This window comes from Luteimonas granuli, from assembly GCF_007795095.1.
Classification (GTDB): domain Bacteria; phylum Pseudomonadota; class Gammaproteobacteria; order Xanthomonadales; family Xanthomonadaceae; genus Luteimonas; species Luteimonas granuli.
Map to the genome: position 1 here is coordinate 2791757 of NZ_CP042218.1, position 20348 is coordinate 2812104.

Below are 20348 nucleotides of genomic sequence, written 5' to 3' on the forward strand. Positions count from 1 at the left end.
GACGGGGCCGCCGATGACCCGCGAGCGCCATTTCTCGATGCTCCGCGACTTCCAGCTCGCGGACTGGTTCACCCTCGCCAACGCCTTCTGCGGCACCGGCGCGATCTTCGCCGCCATGCGTTACCTGCAGGAAGGCGCGGGCGCCACCGGCATCCGCGACCTGATGCTGGGCATGGCGCTGGTGCCGCTGGCCCTCGTGTTCGACGCCCTCGATGGACGCATCGCGCGCTGGCGCAAGGTCGCCTCCACCCTCGGTCGCGAGCTCGACTCGCTGGCCGACGTCATCTCCTTCGGGGTCGCGCCGGCGGCGCTCGGCTATGCCTGTGGCCTCCAGGGCGGCTGGGACTGGGTCGTGCTGAGCGGGTTCGTGGTCTGCGGCGTCAGCCGCCTGGCACGCTACAACGTCACCGCCGAGACCCTGGCCGACGGCGGCGACAAGGTGAAGTACTTCGAAGGCACGCCGATCCCGACCAGCGTCCTGATCGTCCTGCTGCTGGCAGTGGCCGCCTGGCAGGGTGCGATCGGGGCCGACATCTGGTTCGGCGAGTGGCAGCTCGGTCCCTGGCAGCTGCATCCGCTGGTGCTGGTGTACGCGCTGTCGGGCTCGCTGATGATCAGCAAGACGCTGCGCATTCCCAAGCCCTGAGCGGCGTTCGCGTCGTCGCACACGGTTGCTATGATCGGAGCGAACGGACGGAGGCGCACGATGTCGGGCAATCCTGGGGACGATTTCGAGTCGCTGGCGCGGCGCTACTGGGCCGCCTGGGGCGATGCGCTGCGCAGCGCGGTGCCGGGCACCGGAACGATCCCGGGAATGGGCGGGCCGCAGCAGCCGCCCTTTGGCGCCGAGGCCTGGCGCGACTCCCTGGACTGGTGGTCGCGGCTGGCCCACGGCGGCCGCACGGAGGCCAACGACGCGCTGGCGCACTTCAACAGCCAGGCCAGGCACTGGTTCGGGCGCATGCAGGAGGTCGCGGCGCGTTTCGCCGGCCAGGAATCCTCCGCCGCCGATGTCGCCCGCGCCTGGAAGGAGGCGCTGGGCGCCACCGGCGAGAATCCGTTCCCGGAAATGCTGCGCACGCTGCGCGGCCACGGCCTGCAGGGCCTGGAGCAATGGGTCGAGGATGCTTCGCCCTGGCTCGAGTCGCTCCGCGACGAGGGCCTGTCCTGGCTCAGGCTGCCGGCCTTCGGCCCCGGCCGCGAACAGCAGGAGCGGATGCAGGCGATGGCGGTCCACCTGGCCGAATACCATCAGGCCTCCAGCGCCTACAACGCGCTGCTGCTCAAGGCCCAGCAGGAAGCGTTCACGATCTTCGAATCCAAGCTCGCCGATCACGAGGAGCCCGGCCGTCAGCTGCAGACCGCGCGTGCGCTGTTCGACCTGTGGATCGACGCGGCGGAGGAGGCGTATGCCGGGATCGCGCTGTCGCCGGAGTTCGGCGAGGTCTATGGCCGGCTGGTGAATGCGCAGATGCGGGTCCGCGGCGGCGTCCAGCGCATGGTCGAAGATGCCTGCGCGCAGCTGGGCATGCCCACGCGCAGCGAGCTCGACGGCGCGCACCGCAAGCTCGCCCGGCTCGAGCGCGAGGTGCGCGCGCTCCGCGACGCGGTGGCGCAGGGCGGGAACGGCGGAACGCACCGCCCGTCCGCTGCCGCCGCACCGGCGTCGACCGGACGGCGCGCCGATGCGGGCGCGGCCCGGGCCGCGGCGGCGCCCCCCACCCGGACGGAACCCGCCGCGGCAAGGCCGGCGGCGAAGAAGAAGAAGGACGGTGCGTCGACCGCCCGGAGCTTCGGCGGCGCCATCGCCGGCACCGTGCCGCGCGCGCCCGAGCCGCTGGCGCCGAAGCCGCGGAAGAAGCAGGCCGCGAAGAAGGTCGCGAAGAAGGTCGCCAAGGCAGCCAAGGCAGCCAAGGCCCAGAAGACTGCGAAGGTCGCGAAGGCCCCGAAGGCCCCGAAGGCCCCGAAGGCCGCGAAGGCCGCGAAGGCCGCGAAGAAGGGGAAGCGTTGACATGTACGGTCCACTCAACATCACCCCGGCCGGGCTAGCCGAAGAGGCGATCCGCCTGCAGCAGAAGCTCGCCTCCGGTTTGCAGGTCCTGCGCGACGTCGAGGACGTCGACTTCGGCGCCACCGCCAGGGAAGAGGTCTGGCGGGACGGCAAGGTCGTCCTCTACCGCTACGTCGGCGATCGCGCTCCCACTGCGCGCGTGCCGCTGCTCATCGCCTACGCTCTGGTCAACCGCCCTTACATGGTCGACCTGCAGGACAACAAATCGCTGGTGCGGCAGCTGCTGGCGCGCGGCGAAGATGTCTACATCATCGACTGGGGCTATCCCGACCGCTCCGACCGCTTCCTCACCCTGGAGGACTACATCGAGCGCTTCCTCGGCGGCGCCGTGGACCACCTGCGCGAGGCGCATGGGCTGGATGCGATCAATCTGCTCGGTATCTGCCAGGGCGGCGCCTTCTCGCTCACCTACGCCGCGCTCAATCCCGGCAAGGTGCGCAACCTGATCACCATGGTCACGCCGGTGGACTTCCACACGCCGGACAACATGCTGTCCAGCTGGACCCGCTCGATGGACGTGGACCTGTTCGTCGACACCCTGGGCAACGTGCCCGCGGACCTGATGAACTTCTGCTACCTCACGCTCAAGCCCTGGCGGCTGTTCGTGCAGAAGTACGTGGGCATGACCGACATCCTCGACGACAAGGAAGCGCTGGAGGATTTCCTGCGCATGGAAAAGTGGATCTTCGATTCGCCCGACCAGGCCGGCGAGGCCTTCCGCCAGTTCATCACGATGTACTACCACGGCAATGGCTTCGTGAACGGCGGCATCGAGATCGGCGGGCGCGAGGTGCACCTGGGCCTGGTCGAGATGCCGGTGCTCAACATCTACGCCGAGCAGGACCACCTCGTGCCGCCGTCGGCGTCGAAGCCGCTGCGCGACCTGGTCGGCAGCCGCGACTACTCGGAGCTCGCATTCCGCGGCGGCCACATCGGCATCTATGTGTCCAGCCGGGCGCAGAAGCAGGTGCCCGAGGCGATCCACGACTGGCTGGCACAGCGATGAGCGAAGCGCGGCGCGGGTTGAGCAGGCCGATCGACGACCGCGTGCTCGCGGGCGTGGTCGGCGGTATCGCGCGCCGCTTCGGCTGGAGCTCGACGCTGCTGCGCGTGCTGTACGTGGTGTTCTCGGTGCTGTCGGCCGCGTTCCCCGGCATCCTCGTCTATCTGGTGCTGTGGCTGCTGATGCCCGAGGACGGCTGAGCGCCGGGATGCGCGCGCTGCGGCTGGCCGCGGCCTCGCTCGGCATGCTCTGGGCGCTGCCCAATACGCTGCCCGGCCTGGTCGTGGGCCTGGCCGCGCTGCCCTTCGGAGCGCGCGCGGCGCTGCGCCGCCGGGACCTCGCACTGGTGTTCGATGGCGTGCCCTGGGGGCCGGGCGGCGCGCTCACGCTCGGCAACGTGGTGCTGCACACGGGCGAGAGCATCGACTGCGACTGCCTGACCTACGCGCATCGTGCCGGGCTTTGCGTGCAGCCCGCGGTGCGGCTCGCCGACCATGAGCGCGCCCACGTGCTGCAGTACATGGCGCTGGGGCCGCTGTTCCTTCCGCTGTACTTCCTCTGCGGGGGCATCGGTGTGCGCAACCGCTTCGAGCGCGCCGCCGATCGCTACGCACTGACCGGGCGCGGGTGGTGGCCCTGGCCCGCGCCGCCGACGGACGGTCGGGTGGATTGACGTCCGCGTAACACCGCCTGCGCTAATGTCGCATCGTCGAAGAAAAAGCGGAAAGGCCGACAAGCCCTACGCAATCGCTTCGGCAACGAGAGGCTCAGCCGACCGGGGCATCCTGGCCGACTGGGCCTTTCACATATGTAGCCGCCGCGCCGATCAGACGACCGGGCGCGGCACGAAGGCGTGGCTGGTACCGAGCAGATCCGCGCCCGGGCCGAAGCGCCGCTCGGCGAACACGAAGCCGTCGTCTCCGGCCAGCACGATCGTGCTGGAGCGTGTGCCGTAGGCCTCGCCGCGGACGAAGGGCGGTGACAGCGCCCGCTCCAGTTCGAGGCCGACGCCCGTGTCAGGCAGAGCCTCGTCGGGCGCCACCGAGGTGTCGGCGAGCGCGCGGAACATCGGTTCCAGCGCGTCGGGTGCCGCCCGCGGATCCTCCAGCGCCAGGGGCGATGCGAGCCAGGTCTCCAGTGCGCGCGTGGCCAGCGTGCTCTTGGGCCAGGCCGCGTCGAAGGCACCGTTGGACATCGCGTGGAGGCCCGGCGATACCTTGGCGTGCGTAGGCCGCGGCTGGTTGCTGGCGAACGCCAGCGTGGCTCCGTCGAAGGCCAGGAGATTGAACGGGCCGTACGCGTCGGCGTCCGCGCCGATGGCCTCCGCGAAGACGGAGGCCGGCCCGGTGCCCCGGACGAAGTCGCGGACCAGCCAGCCGCGCGAACGCGGGGCGGCCGCGGCGCGTAGGCCGTTGCGGACGTTGGTCACTGCGGCCAGTCGTCCGGAGGTCGAGACCTGGAGCCAGCTTCCGCCCTGCACGAGGTCGCGGCCGCCATACACGGACGGCGCGTCCGGATCGAGGCCGGCGGCCGCGGTCGGGCGCGCATGCGCCTCGTCGCGGTTGGCGGCGATGGCCAGGGGCCAGCGGGGATGGTGCTGCCAGGCGAGCGCGATCAGGCACATGCGGCGATGGTAGCCCGCGTGTGGCGATGGTAGCCCGCGTGTGGCGTATGGCGTGCGGCGTGCGTGGCGTGCGGAGCGCTGCCGGGTACGAAGCAGGGGGGAGGGGTGCCGGCCCAGCACCGCGGCGGTTGCCGCGGCCGAAGGTCCATCGAGGCGGCGCTCCATCCGTGGGGCGCTGTGCTGCCGGTCGGCACAGGATCGTCTGGTGGGCCGCCATGGAATATCGGCGCTGCCCTGTAAACCGGGTCAGAGAATTCCTACATAACCGACGCGGGTCGCGTGGGAACGAGGCGGGTGGGGGTCGCTCCGTTGTGAGCCGCGCTGCCCGTCCCGCGCGCAGGGGGTGTGCTCCCCCGGCAGTCTCCGCGTCCTGCTGCCACTGCCGGCCGCCGGCCATCCATGGCCGGCTGTCCGCACACCCCCTGCGCGCGGGACGGGCTCCGGTGTCCTCCGGCTTCGGGACGAAGATCAAGAACAAGATCAAGAGCGGTCGCGCGCTCGTCGAGCCGCTGCTGCCCATGACGACCAGACCGTCCCCGACTTCGACCTCGACCTTGGCGTCGACGTCGCGGCTGCTGTTGCCCTTTCCGCACCTCAACAGAGCGTCCCCTCACCGAAGGTGGGACTCGAACCCAGCCTTGCCAATCGCGTTCCGATCCGCGCGTTGGGCGGGCGGTATGAAATGTCGCCGGTTGCGTTTCGATGGCGGTTAGAAAAAGCTTCGGAAAAACAGTGAGATATAGAGCATGACTAATGCGGCGTCGCATAATAAGACATTTCAAAAGTCGTAATGTTGACAAAAGCACCTCGTGTCCCTCATGGTGCCTCCACGCTATCTTGGAGACCGCTCATGCAAGGCAAGGCCGAGGAATTCGATTCGGCGAAGGAAAAGGTGCTCAAGGCGCGCATGTCCGTCGTGCTGAGAGCGAACGAGGTTGTGGTGGCTGAGGTCGAAGACGCCGCCCTCTGGAACGCGGTCTTCGCCGCAATCAACTCCGGATCGTCTTCGCTGCTGCAAGCCGCACCTGTGTCCCCGGTGCTTGCTGGGCCAGCGGCCGGCGGATCGGTCGTCGAAACAATGGCGCGGAATACCCCGGTCGCGGAGCCGATCAACAAATTCGCCAAGGAACTGAGCGTCGATTTGGATGTTCTTATTGGTGCTTGCGATCCGACGCCGAACGATCCGTACTTGCGCCTCGATCCGCACCACTGGGAAAAGATGAGGAAGGAACTTCCCGCTCGCGGGGTGAAGGCGCTCCCGCCAATCGTCGTAGCGGCGACCATTCTTTGCCTGTGGTCGCGCCATGCAGCGCTGGGTTCGGTGACCCAGGCTCAAGCGCAGAGCGTTCTTGCCGCAATCAACTCTCGCGATAACAACCCGACGCGCGGAATCGCAGGTGCGAGCTGGCTGCAGGCACGTCCCGGTGGTCAGATCGTCCTAAACCCGTCGCAGATTTCTCGGGCAATCACCATCGCCAAGGGCTTCTGCGAGCAGGACTGGAGCGCATGGAAGGCGCTGTAAAGGTAGAGCGAGGTAGGAAGTGACTCCTGTTGATTTTCTCTTGCGGGTAGACCCGGTATGCAAGACGCAGCTGGATCGCGCCATTGCGCTCTTGTGGTTCGCCGGTAGTGGTGACCAGACCGTGGGCATGACTGCCAGGGAGATTGCTAGCGTCCTCCATTCGGGAGGGCATCCTCAGCAGAACGTGTCGCGCCTCGACAATGCGCTGCGGTTGGATCGCCGAACGGCGGCATGCAAGGGCGGGTGGGCGCTCCGCCCAGCCGCCAGGCGTGCGCTAGATGTTTCTTACAGTGACTATCTTGGACCGAAGGAGTTGCCGGTCAGCGACAGCATCGTTCCGATGGCGCTCGTCAGCGGTACGCGCGGATACATTGAGCGTGTCGTCGATCAGATCAACAAGAGCTTTGACGGCGGCCTCTATGATTGCTGCGCTGTGATGTGCCGACGCCTGCTGGAGACACTCATCATCGAGGTCTATGAACATGTGGGTCGCGCGGGCGACATTCGAAAGGACGGACAATTCCTCCCCCCTCAGCGATTTGGTGGACCGATTGGAAAGCGACAAGTCCATTTTTGTGAGCAAGCTTGGAATGCGGGCGCTCAAAGACTTCAAGCGTCTCGGTGATCTCTCGGCCCATAATCGTCGTTACAACGCCCGCGTTACTGACATCGATCCGTTGCGCGCAGGTATTCGACTCGTGGCCGAGGAACTAATCCATCTGGCTGGACTGGATGCGAAGAAGGCAACGGCTGCCTAATTTCGAGGAACGCTCGTGGCCAGTTTCAAATATGCGGGGTTCCTGCAGCACAACGACAGCACGGCGTTCGACGCCTTGCTGGCGCCAGGAACAATCGCTCACAACTCAGGCATCTACCGGTGTGGCGCCTGTGGTGACGAAATCGCTGCGAACAAGAACAACCCGCTTCCGCCCCAAAACCATCACCAACACGCGCCCGGGGTCGGGCCTATTAGGTGGCAACTGATCGTATTTGCGGTCCAGAGGAATTAGGCGCACCTCGCTACGGGCCTTGTACGGGTCGTGGACGAAGTGCGAAGCGCAGTTCGTACGGTGTCGCCTGAGACGGGGCGGCGGGGCTGCCACGTTCTAAGGGCGCGTGGCCAGCCCCATTTTTAGTATTTGACTACAACGTTCTCGACGAGAAGGATGAAGTCGGTGGCCTTCACTTCCGTGATGACCACCGTTGAAGGATGTGCAGCGCTATTCCGCACTCCGAGCTTGTCCTCCAAGATTCTCCTTACGTCATTGGAGATGATCTTGGCGGAACGCCCACCTTTGCCTTGATGAATTGTTGTTTTGCCCCTCGCTTCGAATTCTTCGACAAGTACGCCCGAATGTTCGAAAGGGGGGAATACGAAGCAGCTCAAAACATCTGGCAACGCCAGCAGGAGACGCCGCTTCCTCCTGCTCCACAATCGTCAAGAATAGACAAAGTAGCTAATGAGCTCCGCAGGCGCCTTGCTGCCTCCATCTGGAATCTGCAACGCAAACGCCTCTAAAGACTCCTTCACGCCTTGGCCTTCTTCGGGAAGTCATGTTCCAAATGGTTCATGCCTCGCGTGCTCACGACGATGTTTTCCATGTCCGATGTATCAAGCCATCCATTGCGATTGGCTGTGTTGAAGAGGCTTTGCCTAAAAGCCCCAGGAACCTTGACTCCGACATCGCGGTAGCACGTGTAAACGTGGTTTTCAGTGATTCCCGTAATGCCGAGCTTGTATTGGAGAAAGTAAACGAAGATCAAATTATGATCTGGCGCGCTTTTAGCATCGAACTGTGCGTGAAAGTCCTTCAGACGACCTTGCTTCCCGCTACTAAGGTCAAGATCCTTGAGCATGGTCGGGCCGCCGCCCTTGGACTTGGCCTTCGGTTTCGGCGAGCTACCGTTCGATGCAGCCTTTTTCGATTTGCGTGCGGTCTTCTGAGCTGGTGCGGCGGGTTTTTCTTCAGCGCTGCGCTCTTGTCGCGTTGCGCTTGGCGCCTTATCGGCTAGTTGTTGTTTGAAATCCTCATATACCGCCAACACGAACGACTCAGAACCTTCTGCCTCAATAGTTCCTTCAGAGATATCAATTCGCAGTTTGGTGATGGTAGACACGGTAGCCCCCTGTGCATTTGTGGCTTGAGTCTACATTGCTGGGGTGCGGTGAGTACGCCAGAAAGCACTCGATGGAATACTCACCGTACTCGGCCGCCATTCGGCCGCGGCGGGCTTCTCGTACACAACTCGTACACGGGTTAAGTTCCGCAAAAAGAACCAGGGCCTAGCCTTTCGGCTAAGCCCTTGTTTTTACTGGTGCCGGAGGAGGGACTCGAACCCTCACGAGTGTTAGCTCGGCGGATTTTGAGTCCGCTGCGTCTACCGATTCCGCCACTCCGGCGCGGGCGGCAAGTATAGCGGCTGGCTTGCCCGACCACGGCGCTGCCGTCGCGTCTTCATCGCGACAGTGGGGGCGGCTGCGGGTCGGGGCGGGCCGCTCAGGCCGCCGCGTCGGTGCGCAGGGCGTTGTCGGCGCGAAGGTGCCATTCCCCGGACAGCGGCTCGAAGCGCGAGCACTGCTCCAGCGGCGCTTCGTAGACGTGCAGCGAGATCGCGATCGCGCCGGCGTCGGCGTTGCGGATGGTGTGGTATTCGTGCGGCGGGATCAGGCTGCCGGCGCTGCCGGGGCCGGCCTGCATGCCGCCCGCCGAGCGGAAGCGGAAGCGCTCGCCGTCGCGTTCGAGCAGCTCGAACTGGGTGATCTCCAACGCGCCGGCCCAGACGCCTTCCACGCACCAGCATCCGGCGTGGTCGTGGATCGGCGTGCCCTGGCCCGGTCCCCAGGTCATGGCGACCACGCTGTAGCCGTGCCGGGGACTCCGGTACAGCTCGCGTCGGGCGTAATGCTCGGCGATGGGCGCGTGCACGCAGTCGGGCAGGCGGACTTCCGGGTCGCGGATCAGGCTGCACATCGCACTGCGGAGGGCCGCGGTGACCGCGTGGCAGTCGCCGGCGGCGAGGGCGGCGTCGATGCCTGCGACCAGGCGTTCGCGGCCGGGAAAGGCGACGTCAGGCAGGGCGCCGGCGGCGCCAGGGGTGGTCTGGGTCATGTTCCGGAGTGTACGACGCCCCGTGCTCACGGGCCGCCGCGCTGCAGCATCCCGGCGGTTCGGGCGCATCGGGCCTGTCCGCGGCATCCGCGCATCCGCGGCGTCGGGCATCGGGACATCTTGTCGGAGCTGTCGCTGACGGAGTTGCGGCTGGTGGACTCAGAGCCCGGCGAGGAATCCGCCGATCGCCGGCGAGAAGCGGGCGAAGTCGACCAGGAAGGCGTCATGGCCCTGCGGCGACTCCAGCGGCAGGAACGTGGCCGCGCTGCCGCCCGCGCGCAGGCCGTCCGCGATCTCCTCCTGCTGCTGCAGCGGGAACAGGATGTCGGTGTGCACGCCGATGGCCAGTGCGCGCTCGACGCGGATGCGCGCCAGGCCCTCGGCCGTGGTGCCCCCGCAGGACTCGCCGATGTCGAACCAGTCCATGCAGCGGCTCAGGTACAGGTAGCAGTTCGGATCGAAGTTGCGCACGAAGCGGCGCGCGTGGGCCTCGAGGTAGCTTTCCACCTCGAACTCCAGCCCGAAGGGGTCCTCGTCGTCGCGGCGGTCGGAGTCCAGGCGCACGCGGCCGAAACGGCCGTCCCATTCCAGCGCCGAGCGGTAGGTGATGACGCCGAGCTTGCGCGCCATGCGCATGCCGCTCTCGGGGTAGTGTTCCTCGTCGTAGTCGCCGCCGTTCCAGTTCGGGTCCAGCCGGATCGCTTCGCGCTGCAGCGAGCGGATCGCGATCGAGAACGGCAGCGCCTTCGCCGCGCCGGAGACATTGATGTGGCTGCGCGCGATGCCCGGATGCCGCGCCAGCAGGGCCAGCGCGACCATGCCGCCCATGGAGTTGCCGACCACGCAGGCGAGGCGCCCGATGCCCAGCGCCCGCACCACGTGCGCGGCGGTGTCGGCCACGTCTTCGATGGACACGTCGGGGAAGGCCAGGCGGTATGGCCGGCCGGTCGCGGGATCCAGCGAGGCCGGACCGCTGGAGCCCTTGCAGCTGCCGAGCGAGTTCACGCAGACCACGTGCCACCGGTCGGTGTCGATGGCCTTGCCGGGACCGACCATGGTCTCCCACCAGCCCGGCGCCGGGTCGGCTTCGCTGGCCGCCGCGTGAGCGTCGGGCGAGAGTCCGGTGAGGATGAGGATGGAGTTGTCGTCGGCGGCGTTGCGCCGGCCCCAGGTCTCGTAGGCGATGCGGGCCCGCGGCAGTGTGCCCCCGCGCTTCATCGGGAAGCCGGGGGGCAGGTCGATCCAGCGCGTGCCGGGCGGGATGAATTCGGTCATGGCCGGCAGTTTAACGGGGCCGGTCACGCCGCGACGCCGCGTCGATGCCCGTCAGGAACGCCTCATTCCGCGCCTAGCACCAGTTCCACGGTGGCATCGGTCGGCAAGGAAACCCGGACGGCTGCGGACTCGATGTCGTCCGCGCTGCGCTCGACCGTGCCGCGGGCCGAGATCCGCGCCGAGACCACCGCGACGTCGAGCCGCGACAGCGGCTGGGTCGGCATCGGGCTGTCGCTGTCGTCGAGGACGATGTCCAGCGGGAGCGCGGAGACCGGATGGCGCTCGGCGGCCACCGGCATCGGCGGCCCGTCCGGCGCGCGCGCCATGACGAAGACGGTGCCCTGGCCGTCGAGGCGTTCGGCGAGGCCGGGGGCCAGGCGGATGCGCACGCGCAGGCCCGGCGCGGCTGCGTCGCGGGTCCCGGAGGAGGCGAGAGGCGACGTGGCAGGGGTGGCGGCGGCCGACGGCGGCGCTCCAGCGGACCCGGCGTCGGGCTCCGCTGGTGCCGGGGGCAGCCCGGCCGCGACACGCGCTTCGGCGATCTGGGTGCGCAAGCTGCCCGCGGTGGCGGCGTCGACGGCCGGGAGCAGGGCCTCCCACGTCGCGACCGCCTCGGCGTTCAGGCCGCGCTGGCGCTGGGCCACGCCCAGGAACCAGCGCGCGCGCTGGTTGGCGGGCTGCATCACCAGGGCCTGTTCGAGCAGGGCGAGCCCTTCGTCGTCGAACAGGTGCCGAGGGTCGGCCTGCGCCCGCGCCTGGGCCAGTTCGACCATCAGCGCCGGCTCGTCGGGCACGAGTTCCAGCGCCTTGGCATAGGCGTCGCGGGCGCCGGCGGCGTCGCCCTGGACCGACAGCGAGCGGGCCAGCAGCACCCAGCCCTCGGGCTGCTGCGGATTGCGCTCGAGCTCGGCGCGGAGCTCGGCCACTGCCGCGGCGAACTCGGCGGGATCGACCGCGGTGTCGGCACCGGTCGCCAGCGGTGCGCGCGCCGCGGGTTCGAGGGCCGCGGGCGTGCCGAGCAGCAGGTAGGCACCGAGCGTCAGCACCGGCACCGCGGCCAGCGTCGCCAGCCAGGTGCGGGGGGAGTTGCGGCGCAGCGGCGCCACGACCACGGCCGTGATCGCCAGCGAGCCGAAGAGCAGGGCCAGGAGGAACACCGTTGCCATCACCACTCCTGTCCTTCGTCCACGGGGTCCAGCGCCGCGCGGTTGGCGGCTGCGCGCCGACGTACCACCACCACCAGGACGGCGGCGCCGGCCAGCAGCACCAGCGCCGGCGCGAGCCACAGCAGCAGCGTGCCGCCGCCGAACTGCGGGCGGTAGAGCACGAACTCGCCGTAGCGGTCGACCAGGAAGCGCTTGATCTCGGCGTCGCTGCGGCCTTCGCGCATGAGGTTGTAGACCTCGCGGCGCAGGTCGTGGGCGATCGGGGCGTCGGAATCCGCCAGCGACTGGTTCTGGCACATCACGCAGCGCAACTCGGTGGTGAGTGCGCGGGAAGCGCTGCTCCTCGGCGCGGTCCCTGAACTCCAGCGGCTGGACGTTGCGCACCGCCTGCGCGGCGGCGGGCGGCGGCGCGACGAGCGCCGCCGAGAAGGCGAATGCGGACAGCAGCGCCAGCAGGCAGGCGCGGGCGGCAGCCGCGCCGCGGTCGCGGATGGCCGTGCGTGCGCTCATCCGCCATCCTCCAGCCGTTCGACCATGGGCGCCAGCACCTCGTCCACGATCTCGTGGGTCAGCGGGCCCACGTGCTTCCAGCGCACGATGCCCTCGGCGTCGACGAGGAAGGTTTCCGGGGCGCCGTACACGCCCCATTCGATCGCGGTCTGGCCTTCATGGTCGGCGACCACCACCCAGTAGGGGTTGCCGAACTGCTCCAGCCAGCGCAGCGCGTCCTCGGGCTCGTCCTTCCAGTTGTAGCCGACCACGCGGATCTTGCGGGTCTCGGCATAGCGCTCGAGGACCGGGTGCTCGTCCCGGCAGCCGGGGCACCAGCTGCCCCAGACGTTGAGCAGGTAGGGCCGGCCGGCGAGGTCGGCGGTGCCGACGCGGTAGTCGGGGTCGTGCAGCACCGGCAGCGAGAACTCCGGTGCCGGCCGGCCGATCAGCGGCGAGGGCAGGGATTCCCGATCGGGACGGTCGGAGCGGGACACTCCCCAGCCGAGCAGCGCCACCAGGGCGACGAAGCCGCCCAGCAGCAGCACGGCCAGCAGCCGGCGGCCGCCGCCGGTTCCCGGAGAGGACGCCGGCGTGCTCATCGTTTCTCCTTCAGCGGAAGGCGGAAGCGGCGGTCGGCCGCGACAACGAACGCGCCGAGCGCCATCAGCAGCGCACCACCCCAGATCCAGCGCACGAAGGGCTTGACGTGCAGACGGACCGCCCAGACGTCGTTGCCCAGCGGCTCGCCGAGGGCGACGAAGATGTCGGCGCGCACGCCGGCGTGGATGCCGGCGTCTGTCATCACCTGGCCACCGCTGGCGTAGGCGCGCTTCTCCGGATGCAGCAGCACCAGCGGCCCGTCGTCCCTGAACACCTGCACATGGCCGCGGTCGGCCATGTAGTTCGGGCCCTGCACGCGGTCCACGCCGTCGAAGCGGAAATCGTAGCGGCCGATGCTCTGGGTCTCGCCCGGCGCCATGGGCACCTCGCGCAGCACGTTCTGCGCCTCCACCAGCATTGCACCGACCAGGAACACCGCGATTCCCAGGTGGCCCAGCACCATGCCGAACATCTCGGGAGTGAAGCTGCGGCCCTTGGCGCGGATGCGCGTCCACGCGAAGCGCAGCGTGCCCAGTCCCACCCAGGCCGCGCCGGCGACGCCGAAGCCGGTCTTAAGCGCGCTCTGCGGTGCCTGGTACCAGGCGATGACGCCCAGCAGCAGCGCCAGGCCGAACCAGGGCGCGAGGAGCGCCACCGGCTTCGACACCTGCTCCTGCTGCCAGCGCGTCAGCGGACCGAACGGCACCAGCAGGACGAGCGGTGCCATCAGCACCAGGAAGAGGGTGCCGAAGTAGGGCGGACCGACCGAAACCTTGCCCAGGTCCAGGGCATCGGCCAGCAGCGGATACAGCGTGCCCACCAGCACCATCGCGCAGGCCGAGGCGAGCAGCAGGTTGTTGACCAGCAGCAGCGTTTCGCGCGAACCCGCCGCGAACGGCTTGCCGTCGGCCAGTCGCGGAGCGCGCGTCACGTACACCGCCAGTGCGCCGCCGATCACCGCGCCCAGGAAGGCGAGGATGAACAGCCCGCGCGACGGGTCGGCCGCGAACGAATGCACGCTGGTCAGCACGCCCGAGCGCACCAGGAAGGCACCCAGCAGCGACAGCGAGAAGGCGGCGATGGCCAACAGCATGGTCCAGCTGCTGAAGCTGCCGCGCTTCTCGGTGACCGCCTGCGAATGGATCAGCGCGGCGCCTGCGAGCCAGGGCATGAAGCTCGCGTTCTCGACCGGATCCCAGAACCACCAGCCGCCCCAGCCGAGCTCGTAGTACGCCCACCAACTGCCCATGGCGATGCCCAGGGTGAGGAAGCCCCAGGCGATGTTGGTCCATGGCCGCGACCAGCGCAGCCAGCGTGCGTCGATCGCCCCTTCCAGCAGGGCCGCGATGGCGAAGGCGAACGGCACCACGAAGCCGATGTAGCCGATGTACAGCAGCGGGGGATGGATGATCATCCCCGGGTCCTGCAGCAGAGGATTCAGGTCGTGGCCCTCGGACGCGGCCGGAAGCAGGCGCTCGAAAGGATTCGAGGTGAACACCATGAACGCCAGGAAGCCGACCGCCACCAGGCCGATCACGCCGAGGGCGCGGCCGCGGAAGCGCCAGGGAATGCCCCGCGACAGCAGCGCCACCGCGGCGTTCCACACCGCCAGCATCAGCGCCCACAGCAGCAATGAGCCTTCGTGCGCGCCCCAGACCGCGGTATAGCGGTAGATCAGGGGCAGCAGCGAGTTGGAGTTGTCGGCCACGTACTTGACCGAGAAGTCGCCGACCACGAACGCCGCCGTCAGCAGCACGTAGGCGGCCAGCACCAGTACCAGTTGCGCGACCGCCGCCGGGCCCGTCACCGCCGCCAGGTCCTCGCGGCCGCGGGCGGCGCCGGCGAGGCCGGCGATGCCCTGCAGCACGGCGAACACCAGCGCCAGGGCCAGCGCGGCCTGGCCGATCTCCGGCAGCACTAGCGCTTGTCCCCGGCGGCCGGCGCGGGCATGTCGACCTTGTGCTTCTCGTGCGCCAGGCCCATCTTGTCGGCCACTTCCTTGGGCACGTAGGTCTCGTCGTGCTTGGCCAGCACCTCGTCGGCGACGAACGTGCCGTCGGCGCGCATGCGGCCGGTGGCGACCACCGACTGGTCCTCGCGGAACAGGTCGGGAAGGATGCCGGAATAGACCACCGGCATCAGCGCGTCGCCGTCGCTGACCTGGAAGCGCGCCTCCATCGACCCGGGCGTGCGTTCGAACGACCCCTTGGCGACCATGCCGCCGAGGCGGAAGCGCGTGGCGCCCGAGGCCACGTCGGCGCCGGCGCGGCCGTCGAGGATCTCGGCGGGCGTGAACAGGTAGGCGACGTTGCGCTGCAGGGCCATGGCCACCAGCACCGCCACCAGGGTGGCGGCCGCGACCACGGCGACTACGAACCAGAGACGCCTGCGGCGGGTTGGATTCATCGACCGAGCTCCGTGGGACCTTCGTTGCGGGCGGAACGTGCCGCGCGACGCGCGGCCAGCCGGCGGGCGGCCCGCAGCTGGCGCGCGACGGCCAGCCTTGGGGCGATCCAGTCCCAGGCCAGCATCAGGGCGAACACCGCATAGGCGGCGATGACGTATTCGCGATAGCTCATGGTGTCGTTCGGGCCTCCGCCATGCGGCGGACCCAGTCCTTGCCGGCCTCGCGCTGCAGGTTGTCGGCGCGCGCGCGCCAGAAGCGAACCCGCGAACCACAGCTTGGTGCCGATCACCATCCAGACCAGCGGCGGAAGCATGCTCGGGTCCATCGAGGATTCGCCGAACACGCGGATGGTCTGGCCCTGGTGGAGCGAGTTCCACCACACCACCGAATAGCGGATGACCGGCAGCATGACCACGCCGACCAGGGCCAGCAGGCCGGCGGCGCGGGCCGCGGTGCGACGGTCGTCGATCGCGTGGTAGAGGCCGATCACGCCCAGGTACAGGAACAGCAGCACCAGCTGGCTGGTCAGGCGCGGGTCCCAGTCCCACCAGGTGCCCCACATCGGCTTGCCCCAGATCGCGCCGGTGACCAGCGTCACCGCGGTGAACGCAGCGCCGATCGGCGCGCAGGCCATGGCCAGGATCTCGCAGAGCTTGATCCGCCAGATCAGGGCGATCGCGGAGTACAGCGCCATCAGCCCGAACACCAGCAGGCTCATCCAGGCCGCCGGCACGTGGATATAGAGGATCCGGAAACTGTCGCCCTGCTGGTAGTCCGCGGGCACCTGGAACAGCGCGCCGTACACCCCCACGCCATGACCAGCACGCCCAGCCCGTAGCCCCAGGGGCTCCATCGGGCGGCGAAGCGGTCGAAGTAGGGCGGTGAGCCAAGCTGGTGGAACCAGCGGATCACCGGGTTCATGTCGGACATCGGATTTTCGCTGGCTGGAGGTGCACCGGTCCCCGGGCCGGCCCGGTGCCTCGGCCCTGGGCGGGTGGGACCAGCACGGCATTCTTTCAGGTTTGGCCCCCGCGGCCAAGGCGCCGCACCGGAACGTTGAAGTGATGGTTGGCTGCGTTTCAGCGGCGATCGTGGCAGCTCTGCGCGGACCGCACACTGACTCAGGTCAACAGCAGCGGGTCGTTCCTGGCCCGCGCGAGGGCGGGCGGACCACAACGGAGCGATGCCCGGAGCCGGGATTCAGGAGAGGGCGATCCGGATCGCCGCCGCCGCGGCGAGCGGCGCAAGCACCAGCGCCGCGACCAGCCCCGCCGCCAGCAGCAGCAGACCGCCCACGGGGTCGAACCCCCGGGCGGCCGCGGTCACCGCACCGGCACCGAAGACCAGCACCGGCACGTACAACGGCAGCGCCAGCAGCGCCACCAGGATGCCGGAGCGGCGCATGCCCACGGTGAGCGCGGCGACCACCGCGCCGAGCAGTGCCAGCAGCGGCGTGCCCAGCGCCAGCGAAGCGAACAGCACGCCCCAGTGCCCGCGTGGCAGCGCCATCAGCTCCGCCAGCAGCGGCATCGCCAGCACCAGCGGCAGCGCCGTGGTCGCCCAGTGCGTGGCCACCCGCACCAGCACCAGCCAGGCCAGCGGCACTGGCGCCAGCAGCCACTGCTCGAGCGAGCCGTCCTCGGCGTCGCCGCGGAACAGCGTGTCCAGCGCCAGCAGGCCGGACAGCAGCACCGACACCCACAGCGCGGCGGGCGCCACCCGGGCCAGCATCTCGCGGTCGCTGCCCAGCGCCAGCGCGAACAGAACCAGCACCAGCAGCGCGAACAGCGCCGGCTGCAGCGCGTCGCCCCGCCGGCGCCAGAGCAGGCGCAGATCGCGGACGGCGAGCGCGCGGGCGGCAGACCACATCATGACGGCCGCTCCAGCACCAGCATCCGGGTGCGCACCGGCGGCGCGGCATAGGCACCGTGGGTGGTGACCATGGCGCCGCCACCCTCGCGCAGATGCGCCTCCACCATGCGATTGACGAGTTCGATGCCCTCGAGGTCGAGGTTCGCGTAGGGCTCGTCCATCAGCCACAGCGGAGCCGGCGACAGCCACAGGCGCGCCAGCGACAGGCGCTTGCGCTGGCCCGCGGACATCTGCCGCGCCAGCGCGTCCTCGTAGCCGGCCAGGCCGACGGTGGCCATGGCGTCTTCCAGCGACATTCCCGGACGGCTGCCATGCAGGCCGCACAGGAAGCGCAGGTTCTCGAGCGCACTGAGGTCGGCCTTCTGCGCCGGCAGGTGGCCGAGGTAACCGACCACGCGCGCACGCAGCGCGGGGACGACCGGCCTGCCCTGGACCCGGACTTCGCCGCCGTCGGCGCGCAGCAGGCCGGCGAGGACCTTGAGCAGGGTGGTCTTGCCGGCGCCGTTGTCGCCCTGGACCAGCAGCGCCTCGCCCGCGGCGACCTCGAAATCGATCGGGCCGAACACCGGCATCTCGTTGCGCATGAAGCGCAGGGCCTGGGCGGAGAGCAGTGCGGGCGCTGGGCTGGCGGCTGGAGGCATCATGCGGCACGGGCCGCGACGGCGACCGGGGCCGCTATTCTAGCCAGTCGATCGGGGCGGCGCGCCGGAACGTGGCCGGTTTCGGCGCCTGCATGCGCAGCCTCACCGCGCCGCCCCGCGGCCACCACAGCGCGCCGAGCTGGCCGAATTGCCGGGCGAGCTCATCCAGCCCTTCGGGATCGAGGTCGAGGATGACCCAGCCCGGTTCGCGCCAGCTGCGGTTGGGCGCCGAGGAGAACGAGGGGAGGTGTTCCAGCCCGCGCGCGGCGAGTCCGGCTTCGAGCGCCGCGTCCTGGCGGCGGTTGGCGGCCTCGTCGCGGGGCCTCGACCAGGGGTTCCAGGCCGACAGCAGGGCGAAGCTGAGCGCCTGCGGATAGAGCAGCTCCAGCCCCGGTGCCGGCAGACCGATGCGGATGTCGTGCCAGTCGCCTTCCCGCGCCCAGCGGTACTCCGCGCCAAGGTAGGCGGTGGCGAGCCGATGGACGTCGGCCTCGCTGGCCGCTGGCAGCTGTCTGGACATAGGCGCGATTTAACGCCACATGCCGGCTTGCGTAAACTCGGAGCCATCCGGCATGGGCCGGGCGGAGGAGCGGATGCCTGGCACCAAGCTGCCGAAGGTCGGCACGACCATCTTCACCGTGATGTCCCAGCTCGCGGGCGAGCACGGCGCGGTCAACCTGGGGCAGGGTTTCCCGGACTTCGAGGTGCCCGCGCGCCTGGTCGACGCGCTGGCCCGCGCGATGCGCGCCGGTCACAACCAGTACGCGCCGATGACCGGCGTGGCCGCCCTGCGCGAGGCGATCGCCGACAAGACCGCGGCGCTGTATGGCCATCGCCCGGATCCCGACGCCGAAATCACGGTCACCAGCGGCGCCACCGAGGCGATCTTCGATGCCGTGCACGCGGTGGTCCGCGCCGGCGACGAGGTCGTCGTCCTGGACCCGGCCTACGACTGCTACGAGCCGGCCATCGACCTCGCCGGCGCACGCGCGGTGCACGTACCGCTGGACCCGGCCACCTTCGTGCCCGACTGGGCGCGGGTGCGCGCGGCCATCGGACCGAAGACGCGGATGCTCATCGTCAACACGCCGCACAACCCCTCCGGCGCGATGCTCACCGCGGACGACATGGCCGAACTGGTCGCCATCGTCCAGGACACCGGCGTCTGGCTCATCTCCGACGAGGTCTACGAGCACATCGTCTTCGACGGCGCGCGCCATGAATCGGCGCTGCGGTACCCGGCGCTGCGCGAGCGCGCCTTCGTGGTGTCGAGCTTCGGCAAGACCTACCACTGCACCGGATGGAAGGTCGGCTACTGCATCGCGCCGCCGGGGCTGTCGCTCGAGTTCCGCAAGGTCCACCAGTACAACGTGTTCTGCACCTTCGCGCCGGCGCAGCATGCATTCGCGGAGATGCTGCGCGAGGAGCCGCAGCACCACCTCGGACTCGGCGCGTTCTACGAGGACAAGCGTGACGCCTTCCGTGCGCAGCTGGCCGGCACCCACCTGCGGCCGCTCCCGGTGCCCGGCGGCTACTTCCAGCTGGTCGACTATTCGGCGGTGAGCGACCTGTCGGACACGGAGTTCTGCCGCTGGCTCACCATCGAGCACGGCGTCGCCGCGATCCCGCTGTCGCCGTTCTACGAGAACCCGCCGCCCGGCCAGCGCCTGGCGCGGCTGTGCTTCGCCAAGGCGCAGTCCACGCTGGATGCGGCCATCGAGCGCCTCGCGGGGCTGCAGCTCCGGGCCGGGCTATGATCGGGCCATGGACAACCTGCGCATCTCCCTGGTCCAGGGCGACACGCTCTGGCACGACCCCGCCGGCAACCGCGCCTACTATGGCGACCTGATGGCGCCGTTGCGCGGTGGCACCGACCTGGTGCTGCTGCCGGAGACCTTCACCAGCGGCTTCAGCAACGACGCCATCGACCATGCCGAAGACATGGATGGCCCGACCGTGGCGTGGATGCTCGACCGGGCCGCCGCGCTCGGCGCGGTGGTGGCCGGCAGCGTGCAGCTGCGCGATGGCGGAGGCGTCTACAACCGCATGCTGTGGGCCGAGCCCGACGGCGGGCTCCGCCACTACGACAAGCGCCATCTGTTCACCTATGCGCGCGAGCACGAACGTTATGCGCCGGGACGCGATCGCCTGGTGGTGGAGCTCAGGGGCTGGCGGATCAATCCGCTGATCTGCTACGACCTGCGGTTCCCGGTGTTCGCGCGCAACACGCTCGATGCGGCCAGCGGCCGCCCGGACTTCGACCTGCAGCTGTACGTCGCCAACTGGCCGGCGGCCCGCGCCTATGCGTGGAAGACCCTGCTGCGCGCCCGCGCGATCGAGAACCTGTGCTATGTCGCCGGGCTCAACCGCGTCGGGCGCGATGGCAACGGCATCGCCTATTCCGGCGACAGTGCGGTGATCGACTTCATGGGCGCGCCGCTGAGCGAGTGCGCGGACGAAGAGGTGGTGGTGACCACGACCCTGCTGGCCGGTCCGCTGGCCGCGCACCGCGAGCGCTTCCCGGCGCTGCGCGACGGGGACGCGTTCACGCTCAGCGGGAGCTGA

Annotated in this window: 21 protein-coding genes, 1 tRNA gene and 2 pseudogenes; 9 read left to right on the forward strand and 15 right to left on the reverse strand. The window is 69.1% G+C overall.

Going from position 1 to position 20348, the window contains the following annotated elements:
• Positions 1 to 13 precede the first annotated feature (13 nt).
• Genes FPZ22_RS12950 through FPZ22_RS12970 form a run of 5 tightly spaced genes read left to right on the forward strand, consistent with a single transcriptional unit; the run spans position 14 to position 3747 of the window.
• Positions 14 to 646 (forward strand): CDP-alcohol phosphatidyltransferase family protein, encoded by a 633-nt coding sequence (locus FPZ22_RS12950; protein ID WP_168199010.1) that lies wholly within the window; start codon positions 14 to 16, stop codon positions 644 to 646.
• 60 nt (positions 647 to 706) lie between these two features.
• Positions 707 to 2011, forward strand: coding sequence for a class III poly(R)-hydroxyalkanoic acid synthase subunit PhaE (gene phaE, locus FPZ22_RS12955; protein WP_168199011.1), 1305 nt, complete (start codon positions 707 to 709; stop codon positions 2009 to 2011).
• A 1-nt stretch (position 2012) separates the two neighbouring features.
• Entirely contained in the window at positions 2013 to 3077 is a 1065-nt protein-coding gene (gene phaC, locus FPZ22_RS12960) for a class III poly(R)-hydroxyalkanoic acid synthase subunit PhaC (protein WP_144893608.1), read from the forward strand.
• On the forward strand, positions 3074 to 3274 hold the full coding sequence (locus FPZ22_RS12965; protein ID WP_144893610.1) for a PspC domain-containing protein: 201 nt from the start codon (positions 3074 to 3076) through the stop codon (positions 3272 to 3274). The genes phaC and FPZ22_RS12965 overlap by 4 nt, the downstream gene beginning before the upstream one ends.
• Positions 3275 to 3282: 8 nt before the next feature.
• Positions 3283 to 3747: a hypothetical protein gene (locus FPZ22_RS12970; protein ID WP_144893611.1), complete on the forward strand. Its 465-nt coding sequence runs from the start codon at positions 3283 to 3285 to the stop codon at positions 3745 to 3747.
• Positions 3748 to 3900: 153 nt separating this feature from the next.
• Here FPZ22_RS12970 and FPZ22_RS12975 read toward each other — a convergent pair whose 3' ends face one another.
• On the reverse strand, positions 3901 to 4698 hold the full coding sequence (locus FPZ22_RS12975) for an NRDE family protein (RefSeq protein WP_144893613.1): 798 nt from the start codon (positions 4696 to 4698) through the stop codon (positions 3901 to 3903).
• A gap of 850 nt (positions 4699 to 5548) precedes the next feature.
• On the opposite strand from FPZ22_RS12975, the gene FPZ22_RS12980 reads away from it, so the two are divergent.
• Positions 5549 to 6220 (forward strand): tudor domain-containing protein, encoded by a 672-nt coding sequence (locus FPZ22_RS12980; RefSeq protein ID WP_144893615.1) that lies wholly within the window; start codon positions 5549 to 5551, stop codon positions 6218 to 6220.
• Positions 6221 to 6696: 476 nt separating this feature from the next.
• Positions 6697 to 6978, forward strand: a complete 282-nt coding sequence (locus FPZ22_RS12985) for a hypothetical protein (protein WP_144893617.1) — start codon at positions 6697 to 6699, stop codon at positions 6976 to 6978.
• Between the two features lie 769 nt (positions 6979 to 7747).
• Here the strand turns inward: FPZ22_RS12985 and FPZ22_RS12995 are convergent.
• From FPZ22_RS12995 to FPZ22_RS13060, 14 genes and pseudogenes are all read right to left on the reverse strand, one after another.
• A complete protein-coding gene (locus FPZ22_RS12995; RefSeq protein ID WP_144893621.1) occupies positions 7748 to 8338 on the reverse strand; it encodes a hypothetical protein in 591 nt (196 codons plus the stop codon).
• A 196-nt stretch (positions 8339 to 8534) separates the two neighbouring features.
• Positions 8535 to 8621: transfer RNA gene (locus FPZ22_RS13000), tRNA-Leu, on the reverse strand.
• A gap of 97 nt (positions 8622 to 8718) precedes the next feature.
• Complete coding sequence (locus FPZ22_RS13005; protein ID WP_210412678.1) at positions 8719 to 9330, reverse strand: cysteine dioxygenase family protein; 612 nt, start codon at positions 9328 to 9330, stop codon at positions 8719 to 8721.
• A 159-nt stretch (positions 9331 to 9489) separates the two neighbouring features.
• Positions 9490 to 10605 (reverse strand): homoserine O-acetyltransferase MetX, encoded by a 1116-nt coding sequence (metX, locus tag FPZ22_RS13010; RefSeq protein WP_144893623.1) that lies wholly within the window; start codon positions 10603 to 10605, stop codon positions 9490 to 9492.
• Between the two features lie 62 nt (positions 10606 to 10667).
• Entirely contained in the window at positions 10668 to 11771 is a 1104-nt protein-coding gene (locus FPZ22_RS13015; protein WP_342779185.1) for a tetratricopeptide repeat protein, read from the reverse strand.
• A pseudogene (locus tag FPZ22_RS13020) lies at positions 11771 to 12281 on the reverse strand (cytochrome c-type biogenesis protein). Before FPZ22_RS13020 ends, FPZ22_RS13015 begins: the two are co-directional and overlap by 1 nt.
• Positions 12278 to 12862 carry a DsbE family thiol:disulfide interchange protein gene (locus FPZ22_RS13025; protein ID WP_144893627.1) on the reverse strand — a complete coding sequence of 195 codons (585 nt, stop codon included), beginning with the start codon at positions 12860 to 12862 and terminating at the stop codon, positions 12278 to 12280. Before FPZ22_RS13025 ends, FPZ22_RS13020 begins: the two are co-directional and overlap by 4 nt.
• A complete protein-coding gene (locus FPZ22_RS13030; RefSeq protein ID WP_144893629.1) occupies positions 12859 to 14781 on the reverse strand; it encodes a heme lyase CcmF/NrfE family subunit in 1923 nt (640 codons plus the stop codon). Before FPZ22_RS13030 ends, FPZ22_RS13025 begins: the two co-directional genes overlap by 4 nt.
• Positions 14781 to 15269 carry a cytochrome c maturation protein CcmE gene (ccmE, locus tag FPZ22_RS13035; RefSeq protein WP_144893631.1) on the reverse strand — a complete coding sequence of 163 codons (489 nt, stop codon included), beginning with the start codon at positions 15267 to 15269 and terminating at the stop codon, positions 14781 to 14783. The genes FPZ22_RS13030 and ccmE overlap by 1 nt, the downstream gene beginning before the upstream one ends.
• Positions 15266 to 15442 carry a heme exporter protein CcmD gene (gene ccmD / locus FPZ22_RS14460; RefSeq protein WP_144893633.1) on the reverse strand — a complete coding sequence of 59 codons (177 nt, stop codon included), beginning with the start codon at positions 15440 to 15442 and terminating at the stop codon, positions 15266 to 15268. Before ccmD ends, ccmE begins: the two co-directional genes overlap by 4 nt.
• Positions 15439 to 16191, reverse strand: a pseudogene (locus tag FPZ22_RS13045) (heme ABC transporter permease). Before FPZ22_RS13045 ends, ccmD begins: the two are co-directional and overlap by 4 nt.
• A gap of 279 nt (positions 16192 to 16470) precedes the next feature.
• The gene (gene ccmB / locus FPZ22_RS13050) at positions 16471 to 17142 is read right to left on the reverse strand and encodes a heme exporter protein CcmB (protein WP_144893635.1); all 672 of its coding nucleotides are present in this window, start codon (positions 17140 to 17142) and stop codon (positions 16471 to 16473) included.
• Positions 17139 to 17783 carry a heme ABC exporter ATP-binding protein CcmA gene (ccmA, locus tag FPZ22_RS13055; RefSeq protein WP_425463048.1) on the reverse strand — a complete coding sequence of 215 codons (645 nt, stop codon included), beginning with the start codon at positions 17781 to 17783 and terminating at the stop codon, positions 17139 to 17141. Before ccmA ends, ccmB begins: the two co-directional genes overlap by 4 nt.
• Positions 17784 to 17817: 34 nt before the next feature.
• Positions 17818 to 18303, reverse strand: coding sequence for a DUF3293 domain-containing protein (locus FPZ22_RS13060; protein WP_144893639.1), 486 nt, complete (start codon positions 18301 to 18303; stop codon positions 17818 to 17820).
• 73 nt (positions 18304 to 18376) lie between these two features.
• On the opposite strand from FPZ22_RS13060, the gene FPZ22_RS13065 reads away from it, so the two are divergent.
• Both FPZ22_RS13065 and FPZ22_RS13070 read left to right on the forward strand, forming a co-directional pair.
• Complete coding sequence (locus FPZ22_RS13065; protein WP_144893641.1) at positions 18377 to 19540, forward strand: pyridoxal phosphate-dependent aminotransferase; 1164 nt, start codon at positions 18377 to 18379, stop codon at positions 19538 to 19540.
• Between the two features lie 7 nt (positions 19541 to 19547).
• Positions 19548 to 20348 (forward strand): amidohydrolase, encoded by an 801-nt coding sequence (locus FPZ22_RS13070; protein WP_144893643.1) that lies wholly within the window; start codon positions 19548 to 19550, stop codon positions 20346 to 20348.